The organism is Polluticoccus soli, assembly GCF_029269745.1.
Taxonomy (GTDB): domain Bacteria; phylum Bacteroidota; class Bacteroidia; order Chitinophagales; family Chitinophagaceae; genus Polluticoccus; species Polluticoccus soli.
On the sequence record NZ_JARJHT010000001.1, the window covers coordinates 2,114,376 to 2,127,054 of the forward strand.

3 protein-coding genes are annotated in these 12,679 nt (G+C 45.5%); 1 reads left to right on the forward strand and 2 read right to left on the reverse strand.

Annotated features, from left to right (window positions below; genetic code table 11):
- Positions 1 to 18 precede the first annotated feature (18 nt).
- On the reverse strand, positions 19 to 2,157 hold the full coding sequence (locus tag P2W83_RS09330; RefSeq protein WP_276133451.1) for a cbb3-type cytochrome c oxidase subunit I: 2,139 nt from the start codon (positions 2,155 to 2,157) through the stop codon (positions 19 to 21).
- A gap of 631 nt (positions 2,158 to 2,788) precedes the next feature.
- Between P2W83_RS09330 and P2W83_RS09335 the strand changes: the two genes are divergently transcribed.
- Positions 2,789 to 11,350, forward strand: coding sequence for a T9SS type A sorting domain-containing protein (locus tag P2W83_RS09335; RefSeq protein ID WP_276133452.1), 8,562 nt, complete (start codon positions 2,789 to 2,791; stop codon positions 11,348 to 11,350).
- 55 nt (positions 11,351 to 11,405) lie between these two features.
- On the opposite strand, the gene P2W83_RS09340 is transcribed toward P2W83_RS09335, so the two are convergent.
- Positions 11,406 to 12,611, reverse strand: coding sequence for an acyltransferase family protein (locus P2W83_RS09340; RefSeq protein ID WP_276133453.1), 1,206 nt, complete (start codon positions 12,609 to 12,611; stop codon positions 11,406 to 11,408).
- Positions 12,612 to 12,679 lie beyond the last annotated feature (68 nt).

Below are 12,679 nucleotides of genomic sequence, written 5' to 3' on the forward strand. Positions count from 1 at the left end.
TTTAGTCAATTACACGGGTTAGTTTGAAGAAGATGGCGATTGATTGGCCAATTGTCTCATGGCTTCGGTTCCTACGTCTATTTCTTCTGTTCGGCTGGCGGTCATCTTGTAGAAGTTATACAGGTAGATAACGTGCGATATGAACATAAGGCTGCCCCCGATAGCACGCCAGAGCCAATAGTCAAACATTTTGACAACGCTATTTATGAAAGGTTCTCCGTTCATCCACATGGTGCCACGTATAGTTCCGCCGACCATGAGCGGGATGGCGTATAGCAGCAGCCCTATGAATGCCAGCCAGAAGTGCGCGCCAACGAGATGGTGCGGAGGTTCTTTGCCCGTTAGCCTCGGCACAATGGCATAGGAGCCCCCCCAGATAGCGAAAGTGATGATGCCGTAAAAACCAAGGTGCGAGTGGGCTACCGTAAAGTCGGTGAAGTGCCAAAGCATATTGCTGTAGCGGAACGCTTCTGCAGTACCCTGCAGGCTCACGGCAATGTAGTATACTGCCGCAGTTAGGAAGAATGGCAGCGTATAGCTATTGCTCACTTTGTGCCACTGCCCTTTGAAGGTCATCATAAAATTGAGTGTGGCTGCAATTACCGGAATGATCATTCCTGCGCTGCCGACAATAGCCACGGTTTGCAGCCACCAGGGTATGGGACTTAGAATAAAGTGGTGTGTACCGATGACAGTGTAAAAAAGAACTTGTGTCCAGAATGCTAAGATGCCTAAACTGTAGGCGTATATGGGACGGTTAAGCTGCTGCGGAATGAAGTAATAAAGCAAGCCCAGCGTGAAAAGGGTAAACCACATACCAACGCCGGAGTGCATATAATAACCTTGGATGATTGTTTCTCCGAGCCCGTTTTGCCAGAAAGGCAAATAAGCGGTGAGGGCAATGATAACCGTAAACATCAGCGCCCCAATGATGTACCAACTTGAAATGTAGATCTCTTTTGTTGTGCGGTTTCCAACCGTTGCAAAGAGGTTTACTAGTACAAGAATCAACCCTACTGCAAAAAGAGCCATTATCGGCCAGATATATTCCCTGAATTCGCCGCCACCGTTGTTAATACCTGCCATCAATGATATAGTACCGAGTATCACCTGTGCATTGATGAACGCTAATGTGATCCAGCCCATTTTGATATTGTACAACTTTGTATTACTTACTGTAGAGATAACGTAGTAACCTAAGCCGATGATACCAAGCGAGGCCCAGCCCCAGAAAACCATATTGGTATGCACAGGCCGGAGCCTGCCAAAGCTCAGCCAGCTGACGTGATCTGCATCGGGGGCTATGAACTTAATGCCGACATACTCACCAATGCCTGTGCCGACGACAAGCCAGAAGGCGGCGCAGCCAAGGTACCATACAACCAGCTTTGCGAGTGCGGGATCGACTGGAGGTCGTGTTGATGCCCTCTTTTTCACAGCAGTGAAGTGTACTTCCTGTTCGGGATGAACGTTTTGAAGGATACCTTTCACATCTGCGGGCATAGCGCTACCTGAGAGCTCGCCCACCTGGTGCGCTGCTTTTACGCCTATTTCGCGTTGCTCGAGTTCGTGCTTTAGCTGGACCTGGTCTATTTTAGTTAGCTGTTCTGCAAGCGAGTTTGCCTGTGTTCTTTTTTTCTCTGCCACCATTCTTTTCATTGCGTTGTTTGCCTTGGCAATAATGAGTATGGCCGCAAATAGCAAAGGCAATAACAGCAGCAAAACTGTAATGATGATCCCCGGTTGGGTCATCAGCTGTTTTTGGTTTGCATCTTGTGCTATGATCCAGTCCGGTGAGAATAATGCGATAAGTAGCAACATCGCTTTGAAACCACTACCGCTTCCTCCACTGCTCTCGGGGTTTTTCCCGCTCTGTCCCTTTGATCTGAGTAGTGCTTCTATTTGTTCAGAGGTGAGATTGTTGAGAATGTTTTCCTCATCTGCTGTTCTCTGTTTTAGCTGTCGCGAAACCTTTTTGAATTTTCGATACTGGTAGATAGCAACAAGCGCCAGGAATATGATCACCGCGCAAAGCAGGATGGTACCGAATGAAATTTTCTTAAAGGTCAAGTAATTGCTCTGCTGCGTTTGTGCATAAACTGAGAGGCAAAGCATATTGGCCACAAAGCAGGTCAATATGGTAGTGATTGGTTTCATGTGAGCGGTATTAAAGGTGTGTTGAGCCTTGGCTGGAATTCTATTAATCGCGCAACGTAGCTAATTTCCGGACACTGTGGCTGAATTTTTCCTCGATAAATATACGGCTGCTTGGTGTGGCGTAGCATTCATGAGTTAGAGGTAGGTCTGCCAATATTAATAAATCTAAACAGGTAAATGTTTAATGGCTAAGTCAATATGGCCGGATAGAAGTATGCGCGTTCTTTTGAATATTGTCGGATATTCTGTTTAGAAAGGTACGGGCAACATTGGTCGACAGCGAGTAGAATAATACGTGTTGCACAATGACTCATAAAAACATTAAAAACTGCCGACTTTCTTTAATGTTTTTTCTCTTCTGCTTTCAATCTGATTTTAATCTTACTCTTTTCCATTAGTAAACAGGGCTACTACGCGCGACAAATAAGCACTATGTTATGGTTTTTGTTGGTCTCGACTGTTGTGTTTTAATCTAATCTTAAACTCTGCTTCACTGCTTTTTAATTGTTGGTTAATAGCCTTTTAACCGACAGCGCGAAAAGCCCTCTCTACCTTTATTGGCGCCACATAGCGGCGAAACGCGCATATGTGATATGTCTGTTAAATTCTAAACATTTAAACAATAGTTGTGATGAAGCACTTAAACACTTGTCGGCCTTTAATGCTGTTGGTGGCGTTCTGCCTGCTCGCGGTCACGGCCTCCGCACAGCTCAGCGGTACCTACACGATTGGCGGTACAAGCCCCAACTACGCAACGCTTTCAGCGGCTGTTGCCGACTTGAATAGCCAGGGCGTGTCCGGACCTGTCGTCTTTAATATTCGCGACGGTAACTATACCGACCAGGTTGTCATCAATTCGGTGGCAGGAGCCAGTGCTACTAACCGCATCGTTTTCCAGTCGGAAAGCAATAATGCGGCAAACGTTACCATCACGGCGTCGGCAATGTCTACAAGTAACAACCATATATTTAAGCTGAACAGCGCTAAGTATGTTACTATAAGGCAGCTTACCCTGACGCCCACCAATGGTACTTATTGTACGGCGATAAATATCACGGGCGCAGCCTCGTACGACAGCGTTGTGAATTGTAACCTGTCGGGACCTAGCTCTACGTACACCGGTTATTATGGCGCGTTGGTGCAGGCATACAGCAGTGCTGCATCCAATATGGTGTTTAAGAATAATAACATTACCAATGGTGGTAGTGGTTTCTATATATACCAGTCAAGCGTTGGTGCTGCACAGAATGACTTTGTTATTGAAGGCAATAACATCTCTGGTCAGTATTATATGCCTATATATACGACCTACACCCGCGATTTTAAGATCCGTAATAATACCATTACTAAGGTTGGACCGTATAGCTATTCTATATATTGCAACTATGCAAACGATGCATATGAATGTACAGGTAACGTCATCAATATCAGCAACTGCTCTTATTCAGGCTATGGCCTGTATCACGGCAATTGTGAGGGTAGCGCTACCGATCCGACGAAACGACCACTGGTTGCTAACAATCAACTGACACAAACAGGTATTTCGACCACCACTTATCCTATCTGGAACAATGGTTCAATTTATCTGACTTTCAGGGATAACACCATCAACGTTTCTGCTATCTCAACAACTTATATCTACAACCAGACTACGCCAGGCCTCGTGTTTACTGGTAATAATATTACCATCAATTCGTCTACAACTGTATATGCTTATTATACTTACCAGTCGCATGGAGCAGTAGTAGATAGCAACACGATCAACATCAGCACCGGTAGCGGTAGCTACTATCCGTACCTGATGTACAGCGATAATACCAAGGTTTCGAACAATACGGTGAATGTCACTTCAACAAGTGGATCTATTTATGGCTTTTATCCGCAATACACTTCAAACAACACCAATCTTGAATTATCTGGGAATAAGATCAACGTAAGTTCCACCAGCGGTACTGTTTACGGAGTTTACGTTTCAGGCACAACTGGTACTCCGGATATGGGGTTACGTGTATTTAATAATGTGATCACAACCAGTACTTCCGGTACTAACCGCAGTTTTTATGCAACTTCATTGGTTGGTAATAACAAGTTTTATAACAACACATTCCACAGTCGCGCTACCGGGAGCACTAACTATAGCTTCCAGATAAGTCCATCAAGCGGCACAAATACTATTTATAATAACATCTTCTCGCGTACAGGTACTAACGGTTTCCTGGCGTCTATCGGCAACGCAGGCTTGTCGGCTATGGACAACAATCTGTACTACGCGTCTTCAGGTAATATCCTCGAGAGCTCTTCTACCACTGCAGCATACAATAACCTGCAGGGCTGGCGCACATCAACCGGTAAAGACAAGAATTCGCTTGTTTATGACCCGGGTTATATCAGTGCCACCTCAGGCAACGTAAATGACCTGGCTCCGGACCCTGCAAGTGCAAATTCATGGTCGCGCAATGGCCGTGGTATTCATATTGCAGGTAATGACAAAGACATTAACGGTAATACCCGTGTTATAGACAGGCCATCAGGTGTGCCGGATATTGGTGCCCATGAATTCACGCCCACAAGCACACCGCCGGTAGCAAGTGCTTCACCTGCTTCGCCGGTCGCTAGTGGTACCCAGACATTTACACTGGGGCAGGATACTGTTGCTACTATTGCCTGGGGTGCAAGTGTGCCCAGCTCTGTTACGGTAAGACAATATACAGGTACAGCTCCAGCAGGTATATCTGCAGTAAGCAGCAACAACATGTATTTCTACACTGATGTGAATGTGCCATCGGGTACTTTTGCTCATACATCTAATATCTACTACCAGGATCCCTGGGCGGGCAGTACCGGCAACGAAGCATCGCTGAGGCTAGCTAAGAAAGATGGTGCAAACCCATGGATCGTGTACGCTGCTGGTGTTAGCTCGGCTAATACAACCCGCAACATCATTACAACAACTGGTAGCAGCAATTTCGGTCTGCATACCGGTGTTGATCAGGGCGACAACGCGGGAACTAATGCATTGACAAACCCTGTTGCTCCATTCTGTTCTGGCAACCAGACTGTGATAGCCCAGATCAAGAATAGCGGTAACAATGTGCTGAACAGTGTGCAGGTAGGCTGGAGCGTTGACGGTATTGTCCAATCGCCGGTTAGCTATACCACGCAGATCAACACGTTGGGTAGCGGTTTGGGTAATACTGCGACCGTATCGCTGGGAACAGTAAATTTTGGTACGGCACCGAAAGTGATCAGAGTGTGGACGTATTCGCCTAACGGTAACACCGATCCGTTTACCAATGATGATACGCTTACAGTTTCATTGAGGTCGTCACTTAGCGGTACATATACCATTGGTGGTACAACGCCTAATTATTCAAACATCGCTGCTGCGGTAACTGACCTGAATAACTATGGTGTATGCGGACCGGTCGTGTTTGATATACGCAATGGTACGTATACGGAGCGTACGGTTCTGAAACCTGTTACGGGTGCCAGTGCTATTAATACTATTACGTTCAAATCTGAAACAAATAATGCTGCCAATGTAACTATCAACTACAGTAGCAGCTCATCTGCCAACTACATATTCCTGATGGATAGTGCGAGGCACTTTATATTCAGGGATCTGACCATCCAGACTTTGAACACCACCTATGGTCGTGTGTTTGAATTCAAAGGAGATGCATCGCATGACTCGATCATTAATTGTACCCTTACCATGGCTGGTACTTCGGGCTCAAGCAGAACTGGTATCTATGCCATCAGTCCATTCAATGGTACAGGCAACGTGATGAAAGGAAGCACCGTTAACAGCGGTTACTATGGTGTGTACTTGTCTGGTAGCAGCTCAGGCCTGATAGCTGACTTTACTTTTGACAACAACACTTTCACAAATCCGTATTCTTACGGTTTGTATGCCTACTATACCAATGGTATCAAGTTCACCAATAATACCATTACATGGTCAGGTAGCGCAACCTTCTACGCTGGCTATCTCTATTACTGCCACGGTGCACTTGATTTTTCAGGAAATAACATCACTGCGTCTTCTACAGGTAGCTCTCTCTATGGTATTTATGCAAACTATTCTAACGGACCGTCAGGCAACTACGCCAAGTTTAACAACAACAACCTGACGCTGAACAATACCTATACGTATGGTTATATTTATCCATTGTACTTTACCAGCATCAACTATGACTCTATAGCTGGTAATACAGTAAACGCAACTGGTAACTACTATATCTATAACTATTACCAGAACGCAGGCAGTCACGATTTTGTCGGCAATACACTGAACTTTACGTGCCAGTATTATTACGGCAGCTGGTATAATCTTGCTAACGTAAACATGGAGAATAATGACTTCACGTTTACTGCTCCCAATTACATGTACTGGAGCATTCAGACGTTGAATAACCTGAACTTTAAAAAGAACAAGGTCGTACTAACGTGTACAAACAGCTCTGCTACAACCTACATGTACTATCCAAGCAACATGGTGTTTGAAGACAATGAATGGACTGCTAATGGGTTATACACGGTATATGCCTTGTATTTATACGGTGGGCAGAGTATGTACCAGAACAACCTTATCAACAGGAATGTTATCAAAGCGAATGCAACCAACGGTACTGCTTATGGTATCTACGCCTATTACAACGATGGCTTCACTTATTCGAATAACATCATCATTGCTAAGGGCCAGTCTAACTATGCATTCTACTCGTACAATCCTTTTGATCAAAATCTTTACAACAATACACTTGTTTGTAAAAATGCTTCAGGTTATGTATTGCAGGCATATAATAGCGGCTCATCAAATGGCCAGCCATACTTCATGAAGCTGCGCAATAATATATTCTACAATAGCAATTCCAGCGGTAGTGGTTTAAACTTCCAGTCTGGCGATTTGACTAACCTTAACAGCGATTACAACAACGTCTTTGTGGGTGGTTCATCAAAATTTGTAGGTGGCGGTACTTTCAGTACACTATCGCAATGGAGAATTGCTAAAGGACAAGACATGAATTCGATCATGTATGATCCTGGCTTTACAAATCCTTCAAGTGACAATTATATACCGGACGTTGCAAACAGTTCCAGCTGGTCGCTGAATGGCCGTGGTGTACACATCACCGGTAACGATAAAGATTTTGCAGGAAACACACGCGTAGTAACTAAAGCAGCTGGTGTTCCGGACATTGGTGCCTATGAGTTCGCGCCAACATCAACTCCGCCATCGGCCGCTGCTACTCCCGCATCGCCTGCCGCCGGTACTACACAAGTATTCACCCTGGGTGAGGACACGGTAGCTACTGTAACCTGGGATGCAAGCGCCTCGGTGCCATCAACTATCGATGTAAAACAATACAGCGGTGTGCAGCCTCCTTCGTTCATTGCTGCCAACTCAATGTACCTGTACACTGATATCGCAGCTTCAAGCGCTATGCACGATGTGAAGATCTACTATAAAGACCCGCAAACCGGTACTACCATCGGTGAAAGTGGCTTAAGGCTGGTGAAGAAAGATGGTGGCAACCCATGGACTGTATTCAGCAATCCGCAAAGTTCAACCAATCCTGTGCTGAATTTCAATAATAGCACTGCCATGACCACATTCGGCCTGCATACAATGACCGATGTTCCCAATAATGCATCAGCTGCTGAGCTGGTGGCGCCAGTGACTGCTTTCTGTGCACCAAGTACACAGGAGGTAAAAGTGAAGATCAAGAACAACGGTAACAATGTGCTGAATTCAGTAAAAATCGGCTGGACCAAAAATGGCGCACCCCAAACTACGATCAGCTACACTACACCTATATATACACTCGGTAGCGCACAAGGCAACGAAGCCATTATATCCCTGGGTAATGTAACTTTCCCGAATTCAAACGCCATCAGCTTCGTTGTGTATACCTTCAACCCGAACAACGTGGCAGATCCCGCAACCAGCGACGATACGCTGAAATTTACCATCAAGCCATCGCTCAACGGTACATATACTATTGGTGGTACAACACCTGACTATCCTACTGTGGTTGACGCTATAAACGATCTGAATAGTTTCGGTATCTGCGGCCCGGTTGTGTTCAACATTCGTGACGGTAACTATACAGACGGTGGTAAGATAGACGCACCACTGCAAGGTAGCAGCGCCGTAAACCGGGTTACTTTCCAATCAGAATCTGGTGTAACAGCTAATGTGGTGATCACCCACGCTGCGTCCAATGCAAACAACAACGCGGTATTTGGACTGGATAATATATCTAATATAACCGTACGCAATCTTAAACTGGTAACTACCAATGGTAGCTTCTCTACAGCTATTGCGATGGGCGGTTCCGCGTCATACGACTCTGTTGTGGGTTGTATCCTGCAGGCGCCAACATCTGGTTCTTCAGGCGCAAATGCAGCCGTGGTGCAAGGATATTACCCATCATTCTCGGGTACTGAGAACGTGCTTCTGAAAAATACCATTATCGGCGGGTATTATGGCATATACTGGAATAGTGGTGGGGCTGCGACCAAGAACATCGTTGACAGTAATACACTTTCAGGACAGTACTACTACGGCATGTCTTTGTATTACACTTACGGTACAAAAGTGCGCGGTAATACGCTCACTTTGTCATCACCTGTTTACTATGGCGTTGATATGATGTATAACTACGCAGCGGGTACTACTTCATCGGATTTTATTGGTAATACAGTAAATGCGACTGGACCTGTGTATCCGATACGTCTCTACTATTTGAACCAGGGTGGCTCAAACACGGTTCGAGGTAAGTTTGCAGGCAATACTATCAATGGTTCTGGTTCTACTGTATACTGCTATATGTACAATCCGTACTATACAGATATGTATAACAATAAGATCAACCTGAACTCAACCGGTTATGTCAATAACTACTTTGGATATGCGGCCCAGTACACCAACGTGTATAACAACGAAATCAAAGTGAATGGTACTTATGGATATGCCTGGTATGCGTCAAGTATGTATTACAGCAACATTTACAACAACGCTGTCATAGGTAACTTTGGCTCGCTTTCTACAGCGTACGGTATGTATGCGTCATATGGCCAGTACGACTCGATATACAACAATACGATTTTGATGACGAGCACCTATTCATCGAGCTATGCACTTTACGCGTACCTCTATAGCTCGTCTTATTCAAACAACTGGATGCGCAATAACCTGATCGCTAACTTTAGCACCTCAACATCTGCTTATAGCGCGTATCTGAGTCCGGGTATTGGTTACAATAACACGTTTGACTACAATAACTACTATGCATCTAACGGCAACCACATATATAACGGTATGACCAGCCAGGTGCAAACTTTGCAGGCATGGCGTACATATAGCGGTGTCGATAAAAACTCGCTTTGCTATAATCCGGGTGTTATAAGCGCCACTGGTGACGCTCACCCCAATGCAAACGATTCTGCTTCATGGTCGTTGAATGGTCGTGGTATGCACATTGCCACCAATAATGCTGATCTTGAAGGCAACGCACGTGTCACTACCCTGGCAGCAGGCGTACCTGATATAGGTGCGTACGAATTCGTACCGAACTCAACACCGCCATTGGCTATAGCAACTCCTGCTGTCCCTGCGGTTGGTAAACAAGTATTCACATTTGGACAGGATACGGTTGCCGTTCTTGACTGGAAGCCAAACTCGCAGATACCTAATGTTGTTGACATACGGCAATACACGGGTACAGTTCCTCCGAGCTTCCCGGCAAACGTTGGCTTTATGTACTTCTATACTGATGTGAATGCAGCTAACAGTACTTACGACTTTACTGCAGATATTTACTATGACGATCCATGGAGAGGTACGATACCAACTGAAGCGAATATCCGCATGGTGAAAAAGCTGAATCCGCAGCCATGGCAGGCATACAACAGCCCCCTGAGCAGCGTGGATGTTAATCGCAACATCATACAGGCAAGTATGACCAACCTGGGCTACATGACCGGTATTGAGGATGGTACGCTGTTCTCTGCTATCATCACTCCTGGCGGTTCGGGTATCTTCTGTCCCGGTGGCAGTGTTGTCCTGAATGCGAACACAGGTATTGGTTACACTTACCAATGGCAGTTCAACTATGTAGATATTCCGGGTGCTACCGGCTCGTCTTACACAGCTACTGGCGCCGGCGACTACACAGTTAAGATCACTAACTCTGCTAACGTAACTGCTACTTCACTGGCATTCCTGGTAACTATTGTTGCTCCACCTGCAGCACAGGTATCAGCTAGCGGCCCGCTGACGTATTGTACTGGCGGCAACCTGACACTGAACGCAGCAACAGCAGTTAACCAAACTTACCAGTGGTACCTGAACGGTAACCTTATACCATCAGCTACTCAGCCAACTTACCAGGTAAACACCCACGGTAGCTATACGGTGATGGTGAAAGGTATGGGTTGTTCTAGTACTTCACCTGTGGTAACAGTGAGTGAAGGTCCGATCCAGGTAAACCTTGGCCAGGATACATCGTTCTGCGAGGGCACTCCATTTGTTCTGGACGCCGGTTATCCCGGTGCTAAATACCTGTGGAGCACGGGTGATACAACTCAGCAGATCACGATCTACAACAAACTGCAGTCTGGTACTTATACCGTTGCAGTGGATGCAGGTCCTAACTGTAAAGGTTCAGATAATATCATAGTTACAGTTAACCCGCTACCAGCAGTACTCGGTATCTCTTATGTGAAGAATGGTAGCACTTACCAATTCAGCCCAAGCGGTCCTACAGACGTGAAGAACTACCTGTGGATGTTCAGCGACAATACAACTGATACCGCTAAGACAGCAACACACACGTTCTCTATCCCTGAGTTCGAAGTGAAACTGGTCGTGTTCAATGATTGCGGTACAGATACAGCTATGCTGAAACTGCCAGTTAGTGTAGGCGAAACGGCAAATGGAGATGTACAGTTCACCGTATATCCAAACCCAGCCAGCGACTATATAACACTGACCTCTACAGGCGATGTTAAGTTCAGCGACGTAGTGATCATTAATGCAGTTGGCCAGGTGGTATACCGCGGCAACGCAGACCTGAAGCAGAAAGAGGAAGTGAACGTGGGCAGCTTTGCAAATGGCCACTACCTGATCCGCGCAACGACGGCTGCTGGTATGACTATTAGTAAACCATTTAACGTGGTGCGATAATATTTAACAATGCTTCATTTACTTCTATGCTAAGAAGTAAAAGGGCCGGCTACTCTTAGCCGGCCTTAATTTTTTCTGTGATGTGCTTGTGTGGAACAGGTGGTGCCTCTTTCTTTATTATGAGCGACGGTTTGAGTTTGGATGTCACCCGTTTGCTAAACCGTATGGATGGAAGTTCAACAGTATAGTGCAGAACTGTTGCCAAAGCGATTGATACTGCTGTGCAAACTACCATCATTATACAGACCGCGCTTATTGTGTTGGGAAACAAAGGTGCGATCAGGTTCCAATTGTCAAATATGGCTACCACCACTACCCAATGCATCAGGTAAAGGCAATAAGATATTCTGCCTAAAAAATGTAGGCTACTGTTGCTTAATAATCGCCTTACTCTAGGCGAGTCAATGATGGCAATAAGAAATATTAAAGAGGCGATGGCGGAATAAAAAGAAAAGTCGATGCCGAGAAAGGTCTGGATCCAGTATTTATACCAGGGGCCATAGATTTCTATTCTGTTGATCCTGCCCAGTTGCCGCATAGAGAACAGCATTACAGCGAGGCCTAACAGCAAATGGTGGTATTTGTATATTCTGAGTTTGCGTAAATTTCCGGAGCTGATGCGTACAAACCAACAGCTGATGAGTACGCCTAAGGCAAAATGTATGTGGTATACATACTTATTCCCCATGTTGATCCCGATAAGTGTAAAGGCTAGCATCATCCACGGCAGGTATCGCCAGCTCTTGTGCGCCAGGGCTATCATGAATGGTAGTAGGAAGGACATGGAAAGTATCACCACCAACGCCCATCCGGGCAAGTAGTATTGTGGCGTCCGCTCAAACCCCGGGCTATACCTGAAGAGAGACGCTTCTTCCCAAAACTGGCCCTTATTGAATAAGAATTGATCTGTTAGGTTATGAATGCTCAGGTCGTGACGGTATTGGTAGAGCGCATTTATCGATACAGCAACAAAGAACGCCGGCCAGAAGCGTAAAAATCTTTGAATGTAGAATTTGCGGATGTCAAGCTCGTGATCAAGGACAATATATTTATAGGACAAAACAAAGCCACTGAGCACGAACAGGAATATCGCGGTCTCACCATTGAACACGAATGATGCGAGTTTCGCCATGCTGTGTTCATGAAATCGCTGATTGATGTAATGGAAAAACATTACCCACAGGACAGCTAAGCCGCGAACGGAATCGAGGTAACTAAGGTGTTCCGGATGTTCATCATATTGACGGATAGGCTCTCTCATAATTATTATTTAAAGATAGAATCCAATACGCAATGTGACATACAGTTATGCGTTATTATCTTTGGCAT